27 protein-coding genes and 1 riboswitch are annotated in these 24,674 nt (G+C 42.1%); of the genes, 7 read left to right on the top strand and 20 right to left on the bottom strand.

The genetic code is table 11. The annotated features are described in order from the left end of the window. The first annotated feature begins 62 nt into the window (after positions 1-62). The 3 genes from VZF35_RS22725 (at position 63) to VZF35_RS22715 (ending at position 3,332) form a co-directional block, all read left to right on the top strand. Positions 63-431, top strand: a complete 369-nt coding sequence (locus VZF35_RS22725; protein ID WP_407308697.1) for a hypothetical protein — start codon at positions 63-65, stop codon at positions 429-431. A 65-nt stretch (positions 432-496) separates the two neighbouring features. After that, positions 497-2,530, top strand: coding sequence for an aminodeoxychorismate synthase component I (pabB, locus tag VZF35_RS22720; protein WP_407308696.1), 2,034 nt, complete (start codon positions 497-499; stop codon positions 2,528-2,530). After that, a complete protein-coding gene (locus VZF35_RS22715) occupies positions 2,517-3,332 on the top strand; it encodes an aminotransferase class IV (RefSeq protein ID WP_407308695.1) in 816 nt (271 codons plus the stop codon). The genes pabB and VZF35_RS22715 overlap by 14 nt, the downstream gene beginning before the upstream one ends. Positions 3,333-3,377: 45 nt before the next feature. Here the strand turns inward: VZF35_RS22715 and VZF35_RS22710 are convergent, their stop codons facing one another. Further along, positions 3,378-3,641, bottom strand: a complete 264-nt coding sequence (locus VZF35_RS22710; RefSeq protein ID WP_407308694.1) for an antibiotic biosynthesis monooxygenase — start codon at positions 3,639-3,641, stop codon at positions 3,378-3,380. Between the two features lie 249 nt (positions 3,642-3,890). Here VZF35_RS22710 and VZF35_RS22705 point away from each other — a divergent pair, with 249 nt between their 5' ends. Beyond that, positions 3,891-4,205, top strand: coding sequence for a hypothetical protein (locus tag VZF35_RS22705; RefSeq protein WP_407308693.1), 315 nt, complete (start codon positions 3,891-3,893; stop codon positions 4,203-4,205). Positions 4,206-4,246: 41 nt separating this feature from the next. Here VZF35_RS22705 and VZF35_RS22700 read toward each other — a convergent pair whose 3' ends face one another. From VZF35_RS22700 to VZF35_RS22670, 7 genes are all read right to left on the bottom strand, one after another. Beyond that, positions 4,247-4,684, bottom strand: coding sequence for a ferritin-like domain-containing protein (locus VZF35_RS22700; protein WP_407308692.1), 438 nt, complete (start codon positions 4,682-4,684; stop codon positions 4,247-4,249). Positions 4,685-4,737: 53 nt separating this feature from the next. Then, the gene (locus tag VZF35_RS22695; protein WP_407308691.1) at positions 4,738-5,028 is read right to left on the bottom strand and encodes an EscU/YscU/HrcU family type III secretion system export apparatus switch protein; all 291 of its coding nucleotides are present in this window, start codon (positions 5,026-5,028) and stop codon (positions 4,738-4,740) included. Further along, positions 5,025-6,128 (bottom strand): hypothetical protein, encoded by a 1,104-nt coding sequence (locus tag VZF35_RS22690; RefSeq protein WP_407308690.1) that lies wholly within the window; start codon positions 6,126-6,128, stop codon positions 5,025-5,027. The genes VZF35_RS22695 and VZF35_RS22690 overlap by 4 nt, the downstream gene beginning before the upstream one ends. Before the next feature lie 99 nt (positions 6,129-6,227). Beyond that, positions 6,228-6,803, bottom strand: coding sequence for a DUF2103 domain-containing protein (locus VZF35_RS22685; RefSeq protein ID WP_407308689.1), 576 nt, complete (start codon positions 6,801-6,803; stop codon positions 6,228-6,230). A gap of 12 nt (positions 6,804-6,815) precedes the next feature. Continuing rightward, positions 6,816-7,298 carry a metallophosphoesterase family protein gene (locus tag VZF35_RS22680; protein WP_407308688.1) on the bottom strand — a complete coding sequence of 161 codons (483 nt, stop codon included), beginning with the start codon at positions 7,296-7,298 and terminating at the stop codon, positions 6,816-6,818. Positions 7,299-7,318: 20 nt separating this feature from the next. Next, positions 7,319-8,425: an aminofutalosine synthase MqnE gene (mqnE, locus tag VZF35_RS22675; protein WP_407308687.1), complete on the bottom strand. Its 1,107-nt coding sequence runs from the start codon at positions 8,423-8,425 to the stop codon at positions 7,319-7,321. A gap of 119 nt (positions 8,426-8,544) precedes the next feature. Beyond that, the gene (locus tag VZF35_RS22670) at positions 8,545-8,916 is read right to left on the bottom strand and encodes a hypothetical protein (protein WP_407308686.1); all 372 of its coding nucleotides are present in this window, start codon (positions 8,914-8,916) and stop codon (positions 8,545-8,547) included. A 137-nt stretch (positions 8,917-9,053) separates the two neighbouring features. Here VZF35_RS22670 and VZF35_RS22665 point away from each other — a divergent pair, with 137 nt between their 5' ends. Beyond that, entirely contained in the window at positions 9,054-9,497 is a 444-nt protein-coding gene (locus tag VZF35_RS22665) for a DMT family transporter (RefSeq protein ID WP_407308685.1), read from the top strand. Positions 9,498-9,503: 6 nt separating this feature from the next. Here VZF35_RS22665 and VZF35_RS22660 read toward each other — a convergent pair whose 3' ends face one another. Continuing rightward, entirely contained in the window at positions 9,504-10,025 is a 522-nt protein-coding gene (locus VZF35_RS22660; protein ID WP_407308683.1) for a hypothetical protein, read from the bottom strand. A 95-nt stretch (positions 10,026-10,120) separates the two neighbouring features. On the opposite strand from VZF35_RS22660, the gene uvrC reads away from it, so the two are divergent. Beyond that, positions 10,121-11,962 carry an excinuclease ABC subunit UvrC gene (gene uvrC, locus VZF35_RS22655; RefSeq protein WP_407314787.1) on the top strand — a complete coding sequence of 614 codons (1,842 nt, stop codon included), beginning with the start codon at positions 10,121-10,123 and terminating at the stop codon, positions 11,960-11,962. Positions 11,963-12,251: 289 nt separating this feature from the next. On the opposite strand, the gene VZF35_RS22650 is transcribed toward uvrC, so the two are convergent. The 6 genes from VZF35_RS22650 to VZF35_RS22625 form a co-directional block, all read right to left on the bottom strand. After that, positions 12,252-12,938 (bottom strand): C40 family peptidase, encoded by a 687-nt coding sequence (locus tag VZF35_RS22650; protein ID WP_407314785.1) that lies wholly within the window; start codon positions 12,936-12,938, stop codon positions 12,252-12,254. A gap of 7 nt (positions 12,939-12,945) precedes the next feature. Next, positions 12,946-13,078, bottom strand: a riboswitch (cyclic di-AMP (ydaO/yuaA leader). 869 nt (positions 13,079-13,947) lie between these two features. Further along, positions 13,948-15,315, bottom strand: a complete 1,368-nt coding sequence (locus VZF35_RS22645; protein ID WP_407308681.1) for a PFL family protein — start codon at positions 15,313-15,315, stop codon at positions 13,948-13,950. Between the two features lie 47 nt (positions 15,316-15,362). Then, the gene (locus VZF35_RS22640; protein WP_407308679.1) at positions 15,363-15,656 is read right to left on the bottom strand and encodes an ACT domain-containing protein; all 294 of its coding nucleotides are present in this window, start codon (positions 15,654-15,656) and stop codon (positions 15,363-15,365) included. 282 nt (positions 15,657-15,938) lie between these two features. Next, entirely contained in the window at positions 15,939-16,262 is a 324-nt protein-coding gene (locus VZF35_RS22635; protein WP_407308677.1) for a HesB/IscA family protein, read from the bottom strand. 103 nt (positions 16,263-16,365) lie between these two features. Then, positions 16,366-16,605 carry a hypothetical protein gene (locus tag VZF35_RS22630; protein WP_407308675.1) on the bottom strand — a complete coding sequence of 80 codons (240 nt, stop codon included), beginning with the start codon at positions 16,603-16,605 and terminating at the stop codon, positions 16,366-16,368. Between the two features lie 59 nt (positions 16,606-16,664). Then, the gene (locus tag VZF35_RS22625) at positions 16,665-17,261 is read right to left on the bottom strand and encodes an HD domain-containing protein (RefSeq protein ID WP_407308673.1); all 597 of its coding nucleotides are present in this window, start codon (positions 17,259-17,261) and stop codon (positions 16,665-16,667) included. A 218-nt stretch (positions 17,262-17,479) separates the two neighbouring features. Between VZF35_RS22625 and VZF35_RS22620 the strand changes: the two genes are divergently transcribed. Next, positions 17,480-18,205: a tetratricopeptide repeat protein gene (locus tag VZF35_RS22620; protein ID WP_407308671.1), complete on the top strand. Its 726-nt coding sequence runs from the start codon at positions 17,480-17,482 to the stop codon at positions 18,203-18,205. Between the two features lies 1 nt (position 18,206). Here the strand turns inward: VZF35_RS22620 and pepF are convergent, their stop codons facing one another. The 5 genes from pepF to VZF35_RS22595 all read right to left on the bottom strand — a co-directional run bounded on the left by pepF (position 18,207) and on the right by VZF35_RS22595 (position 24,563). Beyond that, a complete protein-coding gene (gene pepF, locus VZF35_RS22615; protein ID WP_407308669.1) occupies positions 18,207-20,009 on the bottom strand; it encodes an oligoendopeptidase F in 1,803 nt (600 codons plus the stop codon). Between the two features lie 290 nt (positions 20,010-20,299). Next, on the bottom strand, positions 20,300-21,031 hold the full coding sequence (locus tag VZF35_RS22610) for a GntR family transcriptional regulator (RefSeq protein ID WP_407308667.1): 732 nt from the start codon (positions 21,029-21,031) through the stop codon (positions 20,300-20,302). A gap of 24 nt (positions 21,032-21,055) precedes the next feature. Continuing rightward, entirely contained in the window at positions 21,056-21,982 is a 927-nt protein-coding gene (locus tag VZF35_RS22605; protein ID WP_407308665.1) for an ABC transporter permease, read from the bottom strand. Positions 21,983-21,984: 2 nt separating this feature from the next. After that, on the bottom strand, positions 21,985-23,046 hold the full coding sequence (locus VZF35_RS22600) for an ABC transporter permease (protein WP_407308663.1): 1,062 nt from the start codon (positions 23,044-23,046) through the stop codon (positions 21,985-21,987). Positions 23,047-23,048: 2 nt separating this feature from the next. Continuing rightward, positions 23,049-24,563, bottom strand: coding sequence for an ABC transporter ATP-binding protein (locus tag VZF35_RS22595; protein WP_407308661.1), 1,515 nt, complete (start codon positions 24,561-24,563; stop codon positions 23,049-23,051). Between the last annotated feature and the right edge of the window lie 111 nt (positions 24,564-24,674).

Raw genomic sequence — 24,674 nt, 5'->3', positions numbered from 1 at the left:
CTGATAAACCTTATCTAACACAAGACGGCTCCTACGTAATTCTTACTGTTTCCCCTTCCGGTATGACTCAATCTGAATTAGTTCAATTACCTTGGAATGCGAACATGGCTGTTATGCAAAAATTACTTTTAGAATCTTCCTTTGTTTTAAGTGATTTACACACCCCTAGCCCCCAAGAGTTAGCCAAGTCAGATCCACCACCAACAACAACTGTCAGTTTGCAAGCCAATTATCCCCAACCAAAACGAATGTCCTTTGTCGTCGATGGGCATGTTCTTACCCTTGATGTTCAATCACTCCAAATAGAAGTTGAAGGGGCTAATGTAGGACAAGTTACTATTAATCGTACCTTGGTCTTGCAAGGAATTAACGATCCTAACCTTCAACCAGCTTTTGAGGAACTCATCAAAATGCTACATAATTCCGATTAGCGGCTTATGATTCGTACAAGCTAGTCTGATCAGCGTAGTGAGGCTAAACTTAAGGGGAATTAACCATGATATTTATGTTGGACAACTACGATTCTTTTACGTATAACCTTTACCAATACTTTGGCGAACTAGGTGAAGATATCGTTGTCAAGCGCCAAGATACATGTACTTTGATTGAAATCGAAGAATTACATCCTGATCTCATTGTGATCTCTCCAGGTCCCTGCACCCCCTCGGAATCCCCGCTTTCTTTAGCTATCATCGATCATTTTAAAGGAAAAATACCTATTCTGGGAGTATGTCTTGGACATCAAGCCATTGGTCAACTTTTTGGCGGGAACATAGTACGGGCAAAGCGGCCGATTCATGGCAAAACTGAATCTATCCGCCATGATGGTCTTGGAGTCTTCACTGATTTGCCGAACCCACTAGTGGTAACAAGGTATCACTCTTTAATCATCGAACGATCATCCCTTCCTGAAGAATTGATCATAAGCGCCGAGACTGAGGACGGCGAAATCATGGGGGTCCGTCACGTAGGCATGCCGGTCGAAGGGATTCAGTTTCATCCTGAAGCAATCCTTACACATTCAGGCCGCCAACTTTTGAAAAATGCTCTTGATCAGGCAGTGATGTGGAAAACATTGAACCGGCCCTCAGAATGGATTGTAAAACCTTTAAGTATTTCTTTTCCACCTTCTGACTTGTTTCAAGCGTTTAAAGAAGAGCCCTCTCCCTTTTTTCTTGATAGCGGCAACGATTATGAAGAACTTGGCTGCTATTCTTTTATGGGGGCTTCCCCATTTTTAGAGGCCACAGCCTATCCTGATAAGCTTGAAATTTACCAGCCAAATCGCTTGCAAAAAGATATTAACCCTTCACAATCCTCTGGAAGTTTTGACTTTCTCGATAAATCGTTTTGCAAATACCATGTCTCTAATGCTCCTTTTCCCTTTTCCGGGGGAGCCGTCGGTTTTATTAGCTATGATCTTAAAAACGAAATCGAGCAGTTGCCGTACCTCTCAGAGGATGACTTAGGATTGCCTCTATGGCGTTTTGCTTGGTACGATGGAATTTTAGTTTATGATCACCGCCAAAAGAACTACTGGCTTGTCGCCTGCGGGATGGACGAAACTGGAACTTGCCAGGCTGATTTGGCCCACGCTCGTATTCGACATTTAGAACAGCTTCTCAACTCTTATATACTTCAGGCGCAGATAAAACTACCGGAACCCTTCCCTTTAGGAAGCCAAACCCCTTCCCTTATCCACCCTTCAGTCTCAAAAGAGAATTATATTCGAGATTTAAAACGGGTCATTGAGTACATTTACGCCGGGGATATTTACCAAGCTAACCTCACCCAACGATTTTCCATGGCTTGGGATGGCGATGCCTGGGAACTCTATACGAAATTACATCGTCAGAATCCTGCGCCTTTTGCCGCTTTTCTTCCTTATGATGACTTTCAAGTACTTTGCAGTTCCCCCGAACGATTCATTCGCATTAAGAAGAACGGCCACATTGAAACTCGACCAATAAAGGGAACTCGACCACGCGAAATGTCACCGATTGATGATGAATCTCAGGCTCTTGCCCTTCAGAACAGCCTAAAAGACCGTGCCGAATTGACTATGATTATTGATTTAGAGCGTAACGATTTGGGACGTATTTGTGAATTCGGAAGCGTTAAAGTTCCTGATCTAATATCCCTGGAAAAATATCCGACGGTTTGGCATCTCGCCTCGACCATCACCGGTCAGCTTCATAAAGGGCTTCTGCCCAGCGCTGTTTTACAAGCTGTTTTTCCAGGCGGATCTATTACAGGAGCTCCAAAAATTAGAGCTATGGAAATTATCGATGAATTGGAACCTTACCGCCGTGGAATTTACACAGGAAGTATTGGCTATATAGGTTTTGATGGTGCTTGGGATTTAAATATTGTGATTCGTACGATCATCTTGAAGCATGGAAAAGCTTTTGTTCATGCTGGCGGAGGTATCGTAGCGGATTCCTTACCTGAAGATGAGTACAAAGAGACACTTGATAAAGCAAAAGCCCTATTCAGGGTTTTGGAAGGAAAATTATATGATCCCCAGTAAATCAATATCCGCTCTTGATCGATTAGCCTTGTTTGGGTTTGGAATTTTCGAAACACTTTTGGTTCAGGAAACGGGACCCCTCTTTCTAGACCTTCATTGGGATCGCATGTGCCAAGGAGCGAAATTATTAAATCTCAAACTCCCTAAAAAAGACGAATGGATCGAGTCCCTACGAGAATTTCTTCGTCAAACTCCGGATTCCACCCCCTACGCTCTTCGAGTAACACTTAGCGGAGGATCTCCAACAATCAACCTTCCATCCCAACTCTTTTTTAATGTGAGACCCCTACCTTACTTTTCTGAACAATATCATACGGGAATCAATCTTCACCTTTTGCCCAACCCACGTAACGAACATTCTCCTCTAGTTTCCGTGAAATCTACTAATTATATAGAAAACATTTTAGCTAAAGAGGATGCTTCTAAGTTTGGGGCTGACGAAGGTATATGGCTTAATTCTCAGGGTTACCTTGCCGAAGGTACAATGAGCAATCTTTTTTTCATAAATAGAGGCAAACTTTTTACCCCGTCGCTCTCTAGCGGGTGTTTGCCCGGTACTCGCCGTCAGCTTATTTTAGAACTAGCTCATAAGCTCGACATCCCTGTTGAAGAAGGGTTTTACACCATATCAGACCTTCTGTCCGCTGCCGAAATTTTTATGACCAATGCCCTGATGGGGATTATGCCGGTGAGATCTGTAGATCACGCTGCTTTTGACGTTTCTTCCCCTGGTTCTGAAAATTCTGTGATGAGACGACTCGAAATATCCTTTAAGGAGCTAATTGCCTCCGAAACTCTTTAATTTGGGTAAAATTAAAGGTGTCAGGTTGCTCCTGACACCTACAGGCTAATATTTTTCTTCGAGAACCTCAAATATTTGTGGAGTTGAAGATTTAAAGGCTTTATTCTCTCCGACGGTGTTAGTCCAGTTTTCAAAGGCATTGCGGTTTTCCCATTTCGAAAAGAGCATAATTTCTGAGGTATCTTGCTGTTGATTGACTGATGCAAATTTAAACCCATCAATATCTTCGAAAGAGCGAATTCCTGATCGCACTTCTCCCAATATTCGATCAGTATCTGGGCCATCAAAGGTATGTATTACAGTGAGCATAAGTGTACCTCCATTGAACTTCTTTTTCTTTGGTAGTTTACCCGGAACAGTATTCCAGCATACTTCATATCTTAAGAACCTTTGCCCCAACGATAGCATATCTTAAAATGCAGAGAATTTGAGAAAGTTAACATTTTCATAGTTTTGAGTTTTGACATGATTCAAAGGTTTCGTTTTATTTCCCATTTCATGCTATACTTAATTGAACGTCAAGACTCAACTGAAAGTGCGCAAAGGGGGATAATTTGAATGAAGCTTACTTATATACGTACAGATTTCCCTAATGGCCGTTCACACATATTAATACGTGATTCCGAGTCGCCAAACCCAGAGCTCGTTCATTTTTTGCTAGTGCTAAGCAACAACGGGACCTTATGGGTCGATGTATTCTGGCCCTATGATGAAGAGTCTGAGCGAATTACCCGCCGCATATCTGAACAACAGTTTTGGCAGACTTTCCGAGAATGGAGACTGCAGGGAATTGTTCTCGGAGACAATGGAAGGGTTGCTAATATGTTGGCCCGCAAACGTTTGACTAAGAAACATCGAGAAAAGGATGCATGATCTTAAAAGCGGCTATGGCCGCTTTTTTTATTGTCCATAGCTCAGTGATAGTAGAGCCCTTCTTTAAGTTTTTGTAGCTGCTTCAAATGATCATGCTCGTCTGCGAAAATTGGTTCCAATACTTCTTTTTCGGCACTTGTTAAATTCTGTTCCGCGAACTGCACAGCTTGCACGAGCCCTTTGTTCTCGCCTGAATAAAGACGTTCAAGCATTTCGTCGGGCTTTTCCTTGCCAAAATTACCGACTCGATTTTTCAAATTCAGTATATCGATCAAGCCTGCTCCTTCTTGGACATGCCCTCCATTTGTTTGGATGTAATAAGCTATCCTTGTTGCGTGGTTTTTATGATCCGTAAGAATCGCTGTGAGATGGTTGCGGATCGGACCGTCCGAAAGGGTATCAATGCATGCTTGATATTGTTCGATTGCCATATGCTCGCCTTCTAAAATTCTATTTAAGACCTCAAAAGATCTATCCATATCCTAACCTCCCTGTTGATTAAGTCTGGATAGTTTGTGGAATAACCCTGAAATTATGTGTCTGAAGACGAAGAAGTCTCGCTGGCTTTTACTTTATCTAAGCGATAAATAAAGGCTAATAGTTCAGCAACGGCTCGATATAGTTGGGGTGGTATTTCCTTCGTTAAGTCAATTTGCATTAATGCATCAACGAGATCTTCATTTTTCTGGATAGGTATCCCTTCGGCCTCAGCAGTTTGGATCATTTTCTGCGCAACCACTCCCTTCCCCTTCGCTACGACTCGAGGTGCTCCAGTCTGGTCATATTTCAAGGCTGCCGCTTTATCCACAGATTTTTTATTCATCCCTCAATATCCACTCCACTTCTCCTAAATCCTTGAAGGAAGTTTTGAAATTCTATGTTTTGGTCTAGATCTCCTAAGCTTACCTTCATTACCTTAAATCCCAGCTTGGCAAATTGCGCCTTTGTTTCCGGTAAAACTTTCTCAAGTAATTTAGAAAGGCTTAAATGGTCATGAGCAAGGACGTTAATCGTCAATGAATCCTGATCAAAAAATGCATCCACCCCAATCACACCTAATCCTTTAGTCTCCAATTGTATAGCCACCCGGCAATGTCTCTCATCCATTTTGGAGCCTTTACGAGCACTTTCCATCCCAATTCTAATTGGCATAAATTCTTCTTGATCCACTATCGGTAAATCTAGTAACACGTACCCATTATTGAACGTTCCGGTTTTAAACCACAATTGCTGTCCTGTTATTTTCGCTAAAAGACGAGCAAACATTCCCGAAGAATCCCCATTAAGATTTTCTTCTCTTTGTTTCTGAACTGCTTCTAAAACAACAGACTTCAATGTATTTCTTAAGCTTTCTTTTTCTGCTTCTTTAGCTTTAGAATCCAGTTTATTCATTTGTTGAATGCGTTGTTCATAGTCTATGCCTAACTTACGCAAGCACTCGACAATCTTTTCCGCGCCGTTTTCTTCTAATAAGGATTCCAATTTTGGCAGGGATTTCCGTAAATTGATGATAAATTCCTCGGGCAGGCTTCCCTGAATCATTTCTAATAAGGAAGCTTCACTTCCACTTATGGGAAACTCCCGTACTAGAGTTAAGAGCTCTTGAGTTGATGGCAGCCCTCTTTCCGTAAGTTTCTGAAATTGCCCAGGATTCGCGGGAATATCCTGGACTTTTTCCGATTGAGGTTCTCGTATCAACAATAAGTAGCCTGCTTTTAACTCACCAACTTGCACCCAGAATTTATCTCCCACATGAGTCGAAGTCTCTAGAGCTGCCGATAAGACAACCCCTTTAACCTGTATCGTTCCTTCACTTTCACTGTTTTTTTGAATGACCTCAACCAGGAGCCGCTCCCCAGGTTGCCATTGCCTAGCTTTAAGATCATTCAGCAACCCTGATTTTAGAATAGCAGTGACTTCCATGAAAAGCCTCCTTATATTAAAATTCTTACAATTTTAACCATCTTAAAACTGATTGCTAAAACAGCTTAGGATAAGCTTCCTAAGCTGTTCTATTGTGCTCTAATAATTGGACTTTGGTTTTTTATTGTAGCTCTTAAGAGATTGTTTTAATAGGCTTAACTTTTTAAAGGTTGTACGATCTAGAACATCGGCAATTTTTGTTGCCTCTGGTTCAACATTTTCCAGAAAAGGTTTTAAAGTCATCATCTTTGAACGTTTCTTAGAAACTCCTTTCTGTGACTCATGTGAATGAACATGTCCGAATCGTTTCTCAGTTCTAACTGAAGTTTTGGAAAGTTTCTTTTTAGAGATCTCCATCCGTTTGGGAGGTTCTGTTTTGAGGTTAGCTTCAGAACTTTCGTAAGGAAATTCTTTGCTCACCCATGCTTGTACGACAGAAGGGTTTTTGGTAACTACGAAAACCTCTTGGATGGAACCATTGCTTTTGAGTAATAACTTACATCCCGTTTTGGTTTTATATTTATAAACAATTCCACGTTCTGGAGAATGATTAACGTCTATAACACCTGGTATAATATCGGTGACCTCTGCTAAGCAACTTAATTGTTCAAGCCAGTCTAATGCATTACGTATAATACCGTGTTCACGTTTGACTTTATTTTTGCGATATTTCATCTTCCACCGCTTTCAGAAATAACAATGCCTTGCATTGATCTGACCCGCTTGCACATCTAACCAGCCGAATGAATAGTGAGGTTCACGTCGTTTATCGGTTGGTGAACCTGGATTAAACATAAGTATTCCATTATACCATTCCAAGGTTGGAGTATGGCTATGTCCAAAGACAATCACATCGACAGGTTCCTTTTCGAAGGCATGAAACGCGCGTTCCAACGTGGTTTTTCCTTGGCCCTGATGTCCGTGAATTAAACCTATTTTAAAAGATTCACACTTAATCCACTCTTGATTAGGGAGGTTTACATCCCAACTGTCGCAATTTCCGCATACGGCTTTCACAGGAGCCATAAGTGCCAATTCCTCAATTAAACTAACATGAGTTAAGTCGCCTGCATGAAGGATGAGATCAGCCTCAAGCAACTGTTCCCATAAGAACTTGGATAAGGATCTTCCCTCTCTTAAATGGGTATCGGACAGCACGGCAATATGCATAGGACACACCTCTTGAATTTTTATACGTTGGCAGGATACCTATGGAGCACATTATAATTAGAATCTCTCTCAACTGCTTCCAGACCTGATTCATGGATCAGACGAATCAGTTGTTGTTCACTTTGCATTTGAGGACTATTTGAACCTGCAGTATGATAAATCTTCTCTTCACGTACGACTCCGTCCAGATCATTTGCCCCAAACGAAAGCGCCATTTGAGCTACTTGCGGGCTTGAAGAAACCCAATAAGCTTTTATATAGTTAAAATTATCCAACATTAAACGCGCCACAGCAATAATTTTTAGAGTACGTACCGCGCTTGCTGGCGATATATCTTCAAATTTCGTGTTTTTAGGATGAAAAGCGGTAGGTATGAGAGCATAGAAACCATTAGTTTCATCTTGCAGGTCTCGTAATGCCAGTAAATGATCAATCAGTTCTTCGTCCGTTTCAATGAGTCCATAGAGCATATTAGCATTTGTAGGGATATTAAGTAAATGCGCTTGACGATGTATCTCAAGCCACCTCTGACCGCTTAACTTTCCAGGGCAGATGATCTCCCTCACTCTTGAACTAAAATTTTCAGCTCCACCCCCAGGAATAAAGCTTAAACCTGCTTCTTTAAATGACTTTAAAATGTCAACAACTGAGCGATTTTCTATTTGTGAGAAATAATCATATTCTGCAGCTGTGAAAGCTTTAATCCTAACTTGAGGAGCTCTCTTTTTGACTTGTCTGACCATCTCCAAATAATAGGAAAATGGTAAATCAGGGTGTATTCCTCCTACTATATGAATTTCAGTAACTCCCTGATCAGCATAATGTCCAGCTTTATCCACTATTTCCTCAATAGTCATGGTATAGGATCCTTTTTCCCCGCTGTCTTTTGCGAAAGCGCAAAGTCCGCAACGAACTTTACAAACATTACTATAGTTAATATGAGCATTATTATTGAAGAATACCTGATTACTAGTCTTTACGCGTCTCTGCTCATTGGCAAGATAAGCTAACCCTAAGAGATTCGTTGTCTGCAAAAGTTTTAAACCATCTTGTTTGTCAAGTCGTTGATCAGATACTAATTTATGATAAACATGATCCAATCCATGATATATTGGCGTAAAATCCACTCCAGACCCTTCTTTCCTGAACTTGATTTATCGATATATTATAACATAATTCTCGAAATTGGAGAAAAGCTAAGAGCAGAAAAGGACTGCAAGGTTTCCCAAGCAATCCTCCATGGAATCTAATGGAAATAGTTCATAGAATAGCGTTGCCGTTTAATAGCTTTTCGAACCTCATTAGCAACACGCCAAGTTTCCGGCAGGTGGGGAGTGATTAACTCTAATTTTCCTGATCGCTTATCTATCAAAATATCGACGGTAGGTTTTCGGCCTTCTGCTTTCTCTCCCGGGTGTAAAATGTCAATCCCAATTTTATGTTCATCGTATTGAGGTGGAACAAGGTAATTTAAAACCTCTTCTGTAGCATCCATTAACTCTACCACTTGTTCTTGTGGATATCCTTCTCGCAAAAGTATATCCCGGACTTGAGTCAAAGGATGATCAAGGGTCAGCAGCATTTGGGCGCGTTGAATCAAGTTGTAATCGATATCCATGACGCACCTCCACTTTATTTTGATATCTTAGTTTGATATTTTCATTTTTCCCTCAACCGTTCTAATGAATACTGATTAGTTCTTTACGAATCTGGTGATATCTTACAGTTTAAAACTGAAATTATGAGGAGGTAACAATGTCAAAATTATTCTCTTTACCTTTTGTCGTTGCTGGAATATCCGGTATTATCATGGCTATCCAGGGCACCCTGAATTCTCTATTAAGTGAGAAGACTTCGTTATTGTCTGCTACTTTTATCGTGCACATCATTGGAACTCTAATTGCTTTGATCGCTCTTCTGGTATGCAGGATTCCAATATTAAAATATCATTGGCTGACAGTTCCTTGGTATCTTTATCTTGGAGGATTATTAAGTGTTCTTATCGTCGGGCTCGTGGCTGTAAGTATCCCTAAAGTAGGGGTATGCAATGCCACTACAGCAATCATTATTGGTCAAGTCAGTATGGCAGTACTCATCGACCATTTCGGTTGGTTTGGCGCCAATCGACTTCCATGGAACCCTTGGCAGTTTGCAGGAATATTCTTATTTGCTGCAGGGGCTAAACTCCTTTTTCGCTAATCATTGTCAAGAACTGGAACGGGCCCCGATAACGGCTAAATTGGTGATAATTGCATAAATTTCTTCACTGACAACTACTTTGCGTATTTGACCATTTGAGGCAAGGATTACTGTGTTTTTTCCCGCAGCATTTTGGTCATTTTCAATAAGCCGAACTAAGAAGGCATAAGCTTCACTACTTACAGGAAGTTGTTTGAATTCTCCATTGGCCACAAAAATAACCCAGTAACCCGAAGAAACTTCGCTTTTGGCATTATAGAGAGAATTTGTCACACTTGAAAAATCTTGACCAATAACGGTTTGCGGATTGCTTGCATCCGACGTTTGATCAGTCGTGTTATTTAATGTATAGTTATCATTTAAACTACTGGTTTGAGCTGCAGGATCTGATAAACGAGTGTAGATATCTTTAAAAAAATTAGGGAAAAGTATATAACCTACTACTCCAATAATTAGAATCCAAAGGGCTAAGGCTTGTAAATCCTGCCATAATTCATTTCGCGGTGGTCTCCCCCAGCTACCTGGCATAATCTCTCCCCCCAATCCTCTGTTCCCATCACTCATAAATGAGCTTACTTAAAGCATATATACGTTTGGATGAACGAAGATATGTATCGAGATACTTGCATCTTACGAACCCGAGTTCTAAAATAGGAACAGAGGTGGGAAAAATGGATCTGCTTCGACAGAAATTGACCTTGCTGCCTGAAAAACCAGGTGTTTATCTCATGAAAGACCACCAGGGTCAGATTATCTATGTCGGTAAAGCCAAGCAATTAAAACATAGAGTGAAATCCTATTTTACCGGGTCGCATGATGGTAAGACTGCACGTTTAGTTAGTCATATCACTGATTTTGAATATATCTTAACAGACTCTGAGGTTGAAGCCCTCGTTTTAGAATGCAATTTGATTAAAAAACATAACCCTAAGTACAATATACTATTAAGGGACGATAAAACTTACCCTTATTTAATGATTACCCATGAAAGGCATCCACGAATTATAGTGACGCGTCAAATTAAAAAAGGCTCCGGAAAATATTATGGTCCTTACCCCAATGCAACGGCCGCAAAAGAAGCAGCTCGTCTGCTTAATCGCCTTTTTCCTTTTCGAAAATGTCGTCAAATTCCAACTCGCTCTTGCCTTTATCATCATCTTGAGCAGTGTCTCGCACCCTGCGTTCGTGACATTTCTCCCAATGCCTATGAAGAAATCTCTAAGAATGCCTCTACGTTTCTAAACGGTGACCAAAGTCAGATCCTTAATCTATTGACGGAAAAAATGCAAAAGGCATCGGAATCCTTACAGTTCGAAAGGGCCAAAGAATATCGGGACTTGATCGAAGACTTAAAACGCCTTGGAGAGAAGCAAAACATTACCCTCAATGATTTTATCGACCGAGATGTTATAGGGTATGCTAAAACGACTGACCAACTGTGTATACAAGTCTTTTATCTGCGGCAAGGTAAATTACTTGCCCGGGATAATTTTGTTTTCCCTTACTTTGAAGATCCAGAAGAAGCTTTTATTTCTTTTATAGCTCAATTCTATCTGGAACGAAAAGTTTGGCCACAGGAGATCTTAGTTCCACCTTTAGAAGCCCAGGCTTTAACTAGTCTTTTCCCAATCTCAATTCCTCAGAAAGGCAAAAAGAGGGATTTAGTCCTTATGGCTATGTCCAATGCCCAAACCACACTCCATGAGCAGATTACTCTTGAAGTACGCCAACAATCGGAGAATCTCCAAGCTCTTACGACACTTGGAGATCTTTTGAAAATCCCTGTTCCTCGTCGAATCGAGGCTTTTGATATTTCGAATACCGCCGGTACTCATTCTGTGGCCGGTATGGTTCAGTTCATTGAGGGTAAGCCTCAGCGCAACGGATACCGTAAGTATAAAATTCAACCGATGGAGACTTCCGATGATACTGCTTCCATGGGGCAAGTTATTAGGCGCAGATATGCCCGCCTTGCTTCAGAAGACGGCCCTCTGCCCAACCTGATCCTAGTTGACGGCGGCAAAGGGCAAATACATGCAGCCTTGAAAGAATTAAACGAGCTTGGCCTAGCAATTCCCGTAGCCGGAATGGTTAAAAATGACCACCATCAGACCAATGAGCTTATGGATAGTACGGGTAATTCCCTTCCTCTGCCGAGAAATCATCCAACGTTCTTGTTGTTAGGCAGAATTCAAAACGAAGTTCACCGTTTCGCCATCACCTTTCACCGTCAACAACGTACTAAAAATATGACACTGTCTGCGTTGGACGGTATCACTGGAATTGGTCCTAAACGTAAGCAGCATCTATTACAGCATTATTCTTCGCTTGACGATATCCGACAGGCTTCCGTGGAGGAACTTCAGTCAACAGGACTCCCCCAAAGTAGTGCTCTGGCTATCTTCGAACATTTTCACCCGTCGCCTTCCCAAATTTCAGCGCAAGAGGAGAGGTCTATCCCATGATTTTAAATTACAGAGTGGAACTATGCCGGAAATGTTATTACAAACGTACCCAGCAATGTGTAATGACGGATTCGTATATTCATAATTCAAGGCCTTTCTCTACAAAGCCAAGCGGAGAATGTATTCAGTACAGGCCCATTCCTTGGCTGCCACGTTGTTAAGAGAAAGAAAACTTTCCAAAATTCGAAGCGGCTACAACAAACAAAACGGAAGCGTCTTTCTTTCACTGTGAAAGTGAAAGAAAGACGCTTCCGTTTTGTTGTAACCAAAGCCAATAAGATATTAAACTCTAATTGACTCGGCGAGCCCCTAGATAACGAGCCGAGTAATAACTATCACTCAGGCTCGTAATACGAACACCTGTATTCGAAGCATGAACAAAGCGTCCGCCGCCAATATAAATACCCACGTGGGAGGCCCCTTGAGCATACGTGGAAAAAAACACTAAGTCACCCGGTTGCAGCTGACCACGGCTGACAGATGATCCAACGTTGAATTGTTCTGAGGCAGTCCTTGGCAGAGAAGTATTAGATCCCATATAAACATATTGCGTAAACCCCGAACAATCAAAACCACTTCGGTTTGTTCCTCCAAACTGATAGGGAACACCCTGCAGGCTTAAAGCGTGATCAACTAATACTGAACTATCCGATCGTGAGATTTGTTTTGAGGACGTGGCTGCGACTTGAATGGGTCTAGGGCTATTGGCGACTGCCTGGGCTGTTGGTTGAGATTTCGCAAGTGATGTTGCAGGTGTTGAATCTATCTCCTCCAGAGAAGATAAGGAACTCGGTTTCCACTGTAATTGTGTGCGGACAGCTTTAGGATAGGATCTCGTTTTTACGAGAATCGAAGCCACGGATCTTGGGCTGGCTGAAGCAATTTGGGTTGTAGCGAAAGCTGGAAGGCTGCTCGCTAAAATCAAACCCGCCAAGACTCCACTTCCCAACCACATCCGTGTAGATGAGGCAATCAGCAAGAAGAAATCCACCTTTCATTAGCTTACGAGGTTAGTTGACGGATTCGGGCCAAGGTGTAAGCCCTACACGAAAGTTCGTGATTCACCCCAAAAGAATCCCCCGTTCCTAACAAGTTAGGATTCAGCTAGTTATATATTATATATATAGAGTCTATTCGCCATCATGTCTTAAAAATCCTGCAAAAAACCATGGAAATATCTCCCTTGAAAATTTTTTTTAAAAACAAACGCCTCTCAAATTTGAGAGGCGTGCTTTCCATTAGGCCTTAGGAAGCTAAAGAGTCAATATTGAGGCTTAGGTCAAGTAGGTTTTCCCACTGAGTTCCTTCGGTTTCCCGTCAGGCGATTTCTCCTTTTCCTCAGCCTGGAATGTCACCATCACCAGAACTTGATCACCACTTAGTCCCCACTTCAATCCCCATTAGTTGACGTTCTAGAAGTTTCCTTAACACTCCTAGACAATCTAGCCTCTTTTGCAGAAAAGCATTTCCGGCAGTCTGAAAAGTATCGGCCAACACAATCCAGACCTTTTTTAGCCTTCCCAACTTTTCCACCTCAAGGCAGGCTACGCTGCACTAAGTTCCTTCCTAATGCAGGTTCTACCCTAAGCCGTAGCTGTTGCAGCCACGCACTTAGGCCTCCACGGAAAAGGGTCACGCCCGCATGCCATTGCGGATCCCCCTCATCCTTAACTCCCAGCAGCAACCCTTGACTGGGCGTCGAAAGCCACCACCAGGAACTTCATCGGTATGCCCTCGGCGGATTATTAGGCCCGCCTTCGATTGCCAATCGTGCACTAGAATAACGCTCCATAACCTAAAGGAAAATTAATAATGAAATTACATTGCTTATTGTACCCGATTACTATGAGTTTGTAAAAATCCTTTTGGCTATCTATACGCTAGAGTAATTGAGTATAACCATTAATAACGGTTTTTTTGGCCTTAAAATCTAATTATTTTACTTTAAAATCCTTAAATTAACCATTTTGTAATCTTAAGGCTATTTAATTTGATAAACTTGTAATTGGAGCAGGAATTCGACCTCCACGCCGGACAAACATCCTGGATGAAAAGGGGTGAACATCCATGACTGGAGCTCCGCCCAGTAACCCTCCGAATTCTACACGCTCCCCAGCCTTTTTGCCGATAGCCGGGATAATTCGCACTGCGGTTGTCTTTTTATTGATCATGCCGATGGCAGCTTCATCTGCAATGATCGCTGAGATGGTTTCTGCACTCACGTCCCCTGGCAGAGCAATCATATCTAAACCAACTGAACAGACACATGTCATTGCTTCAAGTTTATCTAAGGTCAAGGCTCCAAGTTCCACCGCATTAACCATTCCAGCATCCTCCGACACCGGGATAAAAGCTCCGCTAAGCCCTCCAACGTGAGAAGAAGCCATAGCCCCTCCTTTTTTAACCGCATCATTCAGTAAGGCCAAAGCGGCGGTTGTACCATGAGTTCCACACCGTTCAAGACCCATATTCTCAAGAATTTCCGCCACACTATCACCAATCGCCGGGGTTGGGGCCAACGACAAGTCAACAATCCCAAAAGGAACGTTCATAGCCTTTGAGGCCGCTCTGCCAATTAATTCCCCCATCCGAGTGATTTTAAAGGCTGTTTGTTTAATAAGATTGGACAGTTCACCAAAATCTGCATTTGGATATTCTTTAACAACTTTAGCCACAACCCCCGGGCCGCTAACTCCGACATTGATGACACATTCCGGCTCTCCAACCCCATGGAAAGCACCTGCCATGAAAGGGTTATCTTCCGGAGCATTACAAAAAACAACAAGTTTAGCTGCAGCTATACCATCCTGGTCAGCTGTTTTGAGCGCACTGTTAAGAATAACTTCTCCCATTTTCAGAACTGCATCCATATTGATTCCTGCTTTAGTCGTCCCAATGTTAACCGATGAGCAAACAAAATTTGTCTCACTTAAAGCCTGAGGAATAGCCTCGATAAGTGCCATATCTCCCGCTGTGAATCCCTTTTGTACCAATGCCGAAAAACCGCCAATGAAATTAATTCCCAGTTCACGAGCGGCTCGATCTAAAGCCTTGGCGACCCGGACCATTCCCTCTGAAGTCAAATGAGCTGCCGCAATGGCCACAGGAGTAACAGAAACGCGCTTGTTAATAATTGGAATCCCAAATCGCGACGATATTTGTTCACCCACCGTTACAAGCTGACTGGCATTCCTAACGATCTTATCATAAATTTTCTGTTCCAAACGGTTAATATCCTCTGCTATACAATCGAGCAGGCTAATTCCCATGGTGATCGTTCTTATATCAAGATTTTCCTCATGAATCATCTTGATAGTCTGTTGAACCTCTTCACGAGCAAAAGTAATCGTCATACCGTGATTTCCCTCCACAATTCCCTTCAAACATATTCTAGTATTACCTAAATGCGATGCATAAACGTAAAAATATCTTCGTGCTGAACTTTGACTTGTAAGCCTTTCTTAAGACCCTCTTGCTCAAGGGTATTCGCTAACTCGACGAGCTCCAAAGTCGCTGGTTCCATATCGACTACCATGATCATCGTAAAAAATTCATCGAGAATCGTTTGACTAATATCCAAAATGTTAACGTTATACTCAGCAAGGCGTGTCGAAACCCAAGCAATTATTCCTATTTGATCACGGCCTATTACAGTAATTATGGCCCGATTAGACTCTTCCCGAGGCAATGACATAGTTTTTCCTCCCTTAACAGACGTTTGTATTTAGATTATGGACCTTAGACTAACATATTTACTTTGTATACTCAAGTCTTTTCTCATGCTACATCTTTGTACGAACGTTGCCTAAAAATTTATGATTGTGCACTTGAATTTATACAACTTGAACAGGATATTCCATGTTTTAGCGATGCCGAGGATGGAAGGCCGGTGGTGCAAAGTATTCAACAAAGTTATACTTTCTGACAGTAAAATAAAAGAGAGCTCAAATGAGCTCTCCTTAGAAATTCTTTCTTATTAACAACTTCCGCCACAACTTCCGCCGCATCCACTGCCAGGATTTGCTGTTCGAATTTCAAATCCTCCGCCCTGCTTGGATTCGATAAAGTCAACGGTTGCGCCCTCTAAGTATGAGGAAAGTTTTTTGTCCGTCAATAAGGATACACCATATCCTTCATCCAAGATATCATCATCTGTCTTTGACTCATCCAGAGTCATGCCGAAATTCGGCCCACCTCAGCCAACGCCTACTAAATAAAGGCGAAGAAATGCGTTTTCTTTGTTTTGACTTTTAAGCACTTCTTTAACTTTTTGAGCTGCGAGTTCAGTTATTTCTACCAAAAATCTCACTCCTTTTCTTCTCGCTAATCTTTAATATACCATACTTTTTCCTTTTCGCAAGATAAATTCACTAAAACTAGAAACATTTACCCTTGATCTTAAATTAAACTTCTTGGCCGCTTCCATTGGATTGAAAATCCTTCAATAATTGACGCACTTCAACTTCTAAACTCGCGGGAAGATCCTGCGTCATACTTTGCCAATGTTTTACTTCAAAGTTAATTTTCTGGACCAAGTTCTGTCCCTCTGGCCAAGTAATAAAGGTTTTAGGTTCTGACAAAGTAAGAGTTTTTATTAAAAACAGAAACATTCCTAACAATAAAACACGCCAAAGCCAACGCATCTTGAGTCATCCTTCCCGAATAAGCTTATATAAAACTAGCTTACCCAGAAAGAGAGCTTTTAAATCGTTTCAGTATGTAACTCTTGCCAAAATTCCTCCATATAATGAAACAGTGGCTTAAAAAGGGTTAAAGCTGATTTTGTAAACAAATGCTCATGATACCCTCGAATTTTCTCTTGATAAAACGATTCACAGGAATTTTCTCCGATAAGAGGCCAGCCTTTTACCCCACCTAATGTAAATAAGCGACCTAAGCCAATAGCACCCACAAAGTCTAATTTATCGGCATCATAGAGTATTTTGGCCTCGAGAGTTTCTGGTTCGTACCCAGCTTCACGAGAATGGGCGATGATCGCTTTTTTAACTTTTATAATTATTTCCTCAGAATATCCTGCTTTGCGTAAAATATTGACAGCAAGCCCCGCACTGCTTTCCGCATGTGTTTTTTCAACAGCGCCCGAACGCCCAATGTCATGCAGCAAAGCGGCTAATTCAACCACAGTAACGTCTGCGCCTTCGGCCATGGCCAATTTTATGCCCCATTCTCTTACCCTTAAAGCATGTTCTAAATCATGCGCTCGATCTTTTCGTGCATAAAAACCCCTCGCTATGTGTACAACCTGCTGTAAGTGGTCTTGAGCTGTTTCAGAAACCATATGCCCACCTCCCATTCAGCATAACCTCGATAGTTTACATGTCCATAACTTTAATTCATCTTACTCCCCAAATTCTGGCCTTGTCAAGCTTGTCTCTTTCTGGGAACAGAACTAGTTGAACCTTCGGGAAATTCATTATTATATTCTGTTAAAATGATATAATGAAACAAAGTCTTAGATTTCAGTTGAAGCCACTTGCAGGTCAGAAAGGAGAGCCTATGCATAAAGGCAGTAAATTAAAGATCTTACTTATCGTAAGTCCTTTTCTAATTCTCTCTATAGCAACTGTTTTATACGCCCTGACGTGGAACAGATCATCCCCGACGATGCCACCAGTCGATAACTCAGTTCCTGCGTCGTCCTCCCTGTCCGAGAATCCTAAACCTGTAAATCAGCCCCAAACAAACTCCCAGACTTCAACCTCAAGGCCTGCTACAATTCATACGTCGAATTCTCGTGCCCTGGAACTCTACAAACGAGGGCTTGAACTTTATTATCAACGCCAATTTCCACAAGCACTTAAGCTTTTTAATGAGGCTCTAATGATTGACCCCCAATGTTACGAGGCTCTCAATGGCAAAGGCGCCACTCTTGCTTTTCAAGGAAATTATGATCAAGGGCTTGCCCTCATTCAACAAGCCCTTGAGATCAATCCTTTGTTTGTTTACGGAAATTTCAATCAGGGATTAGCCAATGAACTTGCAGGACGCTGGAATGCCGCTATAGAAGCATATCAAAAGGCCTTGCAATTGGATCAGCACGATACCTGGAGTTATTACGGTATTGCCAGTATCTACGGTCGCCTCGGGAATATTGACAAAGTTCTTGAATATTTACAACCAGCCATAGCTCTTAATCCTGATGTTAAAGAAGTTGCTCGTGAGGAAAAAGATTTCGCCCCCGTTCAAGAGAATCCACGTTTTCAAGCTCTAATCAAGCCTTAAGTTAACTCAGGAGATTTTCCAAACGTTCAACAAGTCCGACGAAAACTTGCAGAGCTTCACGAACAGGTACAGGTGTCTCCATATCAACACCAGCCTTACGTAACAATTCAATAGGATAATCTGAACTGCCTCCGCTTAGAAACTTAAGATAACGAGCTACAGCCGGTTCACCTTCTTTTAAAATTGCCCTCGCAAAGGCGATTGCTGCTGAAAAACCCGTTGCATATTTATAAACATAAAAAGAATTATAGAAATGCGGGATACGTGCCCATTCTAAGGCTATCTCCGGATCTAAAACAACCTCTTCTCCATAATAGGCAGAATTTAAGTCACGATAAATATCAGAAAACTGATCTGCTGTTAAGGCCCCGCCTTCTTCAACAATAGCATGGGTTTTCTTTTCAAATTCGGCAAACATTGTTTGCCGAAAGATTGTTCCTCTAAATTGCTCAAGATAATGATTTACCAAGTAGGCCAGTAATTTTGCGTCTTTAGTTTTTTCCAAGAGATGCTCCATCACAAGCGCTTCGTTTAAGGTAGAAGCGACTTCAGCCACGAATATCTTATAGCCTGCATAAAGATGAGGTTGTGTTCTATTGGAAAAATAAGTATGCAGCGAATGTCCCATTTCATGGGCGAGAGTAAACATGGAATCTAACGTATCTTGATGATTCAGCAGAACGTAAGGGTGTGAGCGGTACGTACCCCAAGAATATGCTCCACTTGTCTTACCTTCATTTTCATAGACATCAATCCAGCGTTTTTCAAATCCTTCCTGCAGAATCTTGAGATATTCTGTACCTAAGGGTTTCAAACCCTCAAGTACCATTGCTTTTGCTTCTTCATATGGGATCGTCATGGAGGTTTCGGGAACGATTGGTACATATATGTCGTACATATGTAATTCAGGAAGATTTAAGGCTTTCTTGCGCAGCCGTACATATCGATGCATCTGGGGAAGAAATTCATGAACTGTATCAATTAAGGAATCGTAAACTTTTAAGGGAACTCGGTCATCGTCTAAGGAAGCCGCGATAGCCGAAGAATATTTGTGCGCTTTGGCAAAAAAGACATCGGATTTAATACTGGAGTTGAGGGTAGCTGCCCAAGTATTACGTTGTTTTCCATAAGTGCTGTAGAGCGTCGTGAAAGCTGCTTTGCGGACGTTCTGCTTGGGGTTCTCCATGAACTGTATAAAGTTTCCTTTAGTCAGCTCAACCAATTGCCCGGTTTCATCTTCAATAGTTGGGAATTTCAGATCCGCATTATTAGCCATTGTAAATATGGCACTTGGTGCCTCCGCCAGTTCACCGACTCCTGCTAACAATTTTTCTTCATTGGAGCTTAGTATGTGCTCCTTTTTACGTAGGATATCTTCGAGTGCTTGATGATATAGTTTTAATTTTTCAGACGATGTACGAAACTCTTCCAATTTTCCATCGGGCATTGCCAACAATTCCGGAACAACAAAGGCCGTTGCACTGCTCACTTTGACAGCAAGCGCTCCAGCACGATCTGTTAATGCTTGATAATCAGCCTTTCTGTTGTCCTCATCTCGACGCATTCGAGCGTAAGAGTATACCTCTCCAATCCGTAAACTGAGATCGTCCATCCACTCAAAACATGAAATCAGGACGTCTAATGAATCTCCGAGATGTCCTTCAAATTTTCTGCCCTCATTTAAAAGTGTCTCTATTTGAGCGAACTCCCTTTCCCAGAGATCATTGTCGGCGAAAATATCTTCCAAGCGCCATTTCGTATCTTCAGGAAGCTCTTCTCTTGACTTTAGTCGTTGATGTTCCACAATTGTACCCTCCTTGCAATTATCCATCGTTATTATTATATACATGCTTATGAAAAATTACCATTTCTCAGTAAGTCTTACCATATTAGTATTAGAAAGGACTGTCTCAAGTATCATTTTTATGGGCGACGTAGCCTTTTTCTTTTAAAAAAGCAAAAAGATGAGTCCGAAGACCCACCTATTTAATTCTGCGAGCATATTCTACAAGCCGGTTCCTAGTCACTTTTGAATTTCCAAAAGTAGCTGCCCCTGAATAAGAGCAATTCATATCTTATCGCCGACACCAAGCTTTAGCGAGACCGTAAAACATGAAAAACAAAATAATCGGAACGGAAAAAGAGACGAGAGTAAAGAATCGGTTGATCTGATTTGTCAAAATGGACTTCATCGAGCAGAAGCAAAGGGCTTGCGGCAGATACTAATAATTTATCGGCTAATTCTTTGCCGGCAACAATAGGACGAATGTCTGTGGAAGCATAAGAAATACGAATGCCCTTAACTTCTTCCAAATAACTGAAAACGGATGATTTCATTTTTTCGACCTCAAGGTCACCGATCATCGGCGAAAACATATCAATACAATAAACCACCGGAATACCATCTGCTGTGCGTACTCTACGCATATGATTCACAAGAGTCCCTATATCGACCCCTAACTTTTCCGCTACTCGGGCATCGGCAGATGCTGTTTCAAAGGTTGCCTCACTTGTTCCTGGGCTCGAACCAAGTTCTAATATCGCATCCGTTACCCGGAACAACACCTCTAATCCCGGTTTAGCTTTAGGAGAAGACTCTCCACGGACAAACGTTCCCAAGCCTTGTTTTTTTTCTACAACTCCATTTGATTCCAAAACACGTAGCGCTTCGCGCAGAGTATTGCGACTAACACCGAGTTCTTTGGCTAATTGCTCTTCATTGGGAAGTCTGCTGTTAACTAGATACTTCCCTCGTCGGATTTCATCCAAAAGTTCTAAGCGGACAAGATCGGAGAGGGATTTTCCACTCTGATGTATACGTCCCATCGACGATGATCCCTCCTAATTTAGTTATTTGTTTGGGTTATAGGGAATTCCATCTGCCGCAGGGGCAGTGCTTCTTCCAACTAGCCCAGCTAAAGCCAGGATAGTCAAAGCATACGGAAGCATCTGGATAATATTCGAGGAAATCCCCCCACCCTGCAAAACCATGCTCAAAGCCATAGAAAAGCCAAACAACAAAGCTGCTCCCAATGAACCTAGTGGGGTCCATTTACCAAAAATCATAGCTGCGAGAGCGATGTACCCCCGACCACCACTCATATTTACTTCAAAACTATTCAAGAGACCAAGAGACAGATAAACTCCACCTAGACTGGAAAGCATCCCTCCAATAATTACCCCTAAATATCGTAAACTTCGCACATTTAACCCTGCAGTGTCTGCGGCTTGTGGGTTTTCCCCTACTGCTCTGATCCGCAGACCCAAATTCGTATGAAACAGGAAATAATGTGAACAGAAGACCAAGACTAACATTAGATAGACAAGCACATTTTGAGACCCAAAGATAGGTCCGACAATAGGAATATGGCTTAGTCCAGGCAATGTTAGATTGGGAAGCGCCGGGGTATCTCGCGGAGTCCCACCGTAACCAAATATCGTATTTAATAAAAACGCAGTTAATCCAGCGGCAAAAATGTTGATACCCATTCCCACAATCACTTGATCGGCACTCAGGTTTACCGTGACATAAGCGAAAAGGGCTGAGATTAAAGCGCCCATTAGCAATGCTCCCAACAATCCTAGCCAAGCACTATTTGTATAATGGGAAAACAAAACACCGAAAAATGCTCCAATTAGCATAATTCCTTCCATGGCAATGTTTACAACCCCACTACGTTCAGAAAAAGTTCCTCCCAGCGCGGGTAGAGCTATTGGCGTGGCCATTGCTAACGTCGCCGCCCAGAGGTCAGGTCTCATCAATGCAGCCCAAAGCATAGTTAAACCTCCTTACCCGGCACAAGTGTTTGATCCTTACGCCAGCGTTTTTGAACCATTTGGACAATATCCTTCGTCGCAACGAGAAAAATGATAATCCCGGAAATGACATCGGTTAAATTAGCCGGTACTCCGGAAACTAATTGCATAGATTGCCCACCAGAAGACAATGCCGCAAAGAAAATCGAAGCCAGAATAACTCCAAAGGGATTATTATTGGCCAAAAGAGCAACAACAATCGCCGTAAAACCATAGCCTGAGGAGAAACTGTCATACAACCGATGCTGTACTCCCAGCATTTGCACAGCACCAGCCAAACCGGCCAGCATCCCGCTAATGAATAAAGCTAAGATAAGATGCAAAGGAACATTGATCCCAGCATACTTGGCAGCCCGAGGATTCAGTCCCACGGTTCGCAAGCGATAACCCAAGGTTGTCTTATAGAGCATCCAATAGACAATTACACAAGCAAGTAAAGCAATCATGAGTCCCCATGACAATTGCGTACGCTCAACAATATTCCCTATCGTGGCAGAAGGTAAAATCACCGGAGATTGTGGCGTATACCCTTGTTGCATCATTGGGCCATTTTCGAGCATATAGTGGCTTAAAAAAATAGCAATATAACTCATCATCATTGTTGTAATAACTTCATGAGCGCCAACGAAAGCTTTAGCCAGACCGGGGATGATTCCGGCCCAAAGCCCTGCAGCCAACATGGCCATAAGAATAGAGAACGATATATGTATAACAGAGGGGAGTCCATGAACAGAGTACCCTATCCAGACGGCCACCATACTGCCAATCCAATATTGACCTTCTGCGCCGATGTTAAACAGTCCAGACTTAAAAGCAATGGCAACACCTAAACCTGAGAGGATTAGGGGAATTGCATTGGCTAAGGTATTTGAGAAATCTACAGTTGAACCAAATGCACCCGAAAATAGTGCTCCATAGGCCATAATTGGGTTATGCCCCGTTATTAACATAACACCCGCGCCAATGATCACTGCGATGAATATCGCAGCTAAAGGGGTAATCAGGCCTTCTATTGTTTTCTGCATTTTCACCCCTCCTTTTCCATGTCCACACCTGTCATAAGTAAGCCAAGTTGTTCACGAGTTGCCTGTCCGCCCGGCAAAATTGCCATTAGCCGTCCATCGTGAATAACCCCAATACGATCTGATAGGGACATGATCTCGTCTAATTCGAGAGAAACCAAAAGAATACCTTTTCCATTGGCACGCAGCTCTAAAAGTTTGTTATGTATAAACTGAATAGCCCCAACATCCAAGCCTCGCGTCGGTTGTGCTGCGATCAAAAATTCGGGATTTCGAGAGACTTCTCGGGCCAAAATAACTTTTTGTTGGTTCCCTCCGGAAAGATTTCTGGCCAAAGCATGAATTCTACGGGGTCGAACGTCAAAAGCCTCTGATAAACGTGAGGAATACTCTTCGATAGATTTCTTTTGTAATTGACCTAGTTTGGCATAGGGGGCTTTAAAGAAGTCACGAAGTACGAAATTCTCCGTGAGCTCGAAATCCATCACCAGACCATCTAATTGACGATCTTGGGGAATATAAGCAATGCCTGCCTTGGTCCGCTGACGCACAGTTGAAGACGTTATATCTTTTCCCAGAAATTGAATCCGCCCGCGCTTGCAGGCAATCAAACCGGTGATTGCTTCGATCAATTCGAATTGACCATTTCCATCAATTCCAGCTAAACCAAAAATTTCTCCGCGATGAACTTGGAAACTAACTCCTTTAACTTTCTCATTCCGTCCAACCGAGACAGCGACCTCTTCAACCTTCAAAATAGGTTCTCCAGGTTCTTGAGGTGGTTTTGAAACATGAAGAACGACTTCTCGTCCAACCATTAGATTGGCGAGTTCTTGAGCAGTGCTTGTCTTGGTCTGAACGGTATTTACCGTCTTTCCGGCCCTCATAACTGTTACACGATCAGAAATTCGCTTTACCTCATCAAGCTTATGGCTAATGAAGATAATGGGAATTCCCTGTGAACGAAGACGTTCCATAACTAAGATTAATTCTTCGACTTCTTGGGGAGTAAGCATTGCAGTTGGCTCATCAAGAATAAGCAGCTTCGCCTTGCGATAAAAGACTTTTAGGATTTCCACACGTTGTTGAAGTCCTACAGAAAGATCCTCTACCTTTGCACTAGGATCAATATCCATATGATATTGTTTGGCAAGTTGTCGCACCATCTCAATGTTTTCGTGACGACGATAATGAATCTTGCCAGGTTCCCCACCAAGGACGACATTCTCTGCGACCGTCAAAGCAGGAATCAGCATAAAATGCTGATGAACCATTCCGATTCCCGATTGTATCGCTTGACGAGGACTTGTGAAGTTGAGTTCTTGGTCGTAAAGCTTTATGCTCCCCGAATCCGGTTTGTAAAGTCCATAGATTATTTTCATCAGCGTGGATTTCCCTGCACCGTTTTCACCTAAAATAGCGTGGATCTCCCCATCTCGCACACTAAAATTCACGTGATCATTAGCGATTACCCCAGGAAATGATTTGGTAATGTCTCTAACTTCCAAACAAGTACGCATAGTCCCCTCCCTAAGAAAACTTAGCTAAAAAGTATTCAACGAAGTTATACTTTCTGACAGTATTAGAAAGGGATTGCTTCATACAGTCATGAAGCAATCCACTTGTCGTAA

It is taken from the genome of Desulfosporosinus paludis, assembly GCF_045689965.1.
GTDB lineage: Bacteria > Bacillota > Desulfitobacteriia > Desulfitobacteriales > Desulfitobacteriaceae > Desulfosporosinus > Desulfosporosinus paludis.
The sequence above is the reverse complement of the archived record's forward strand: the minus strand, read 5'-3'. Positions and strand labels throughout refer to the sequence as shown.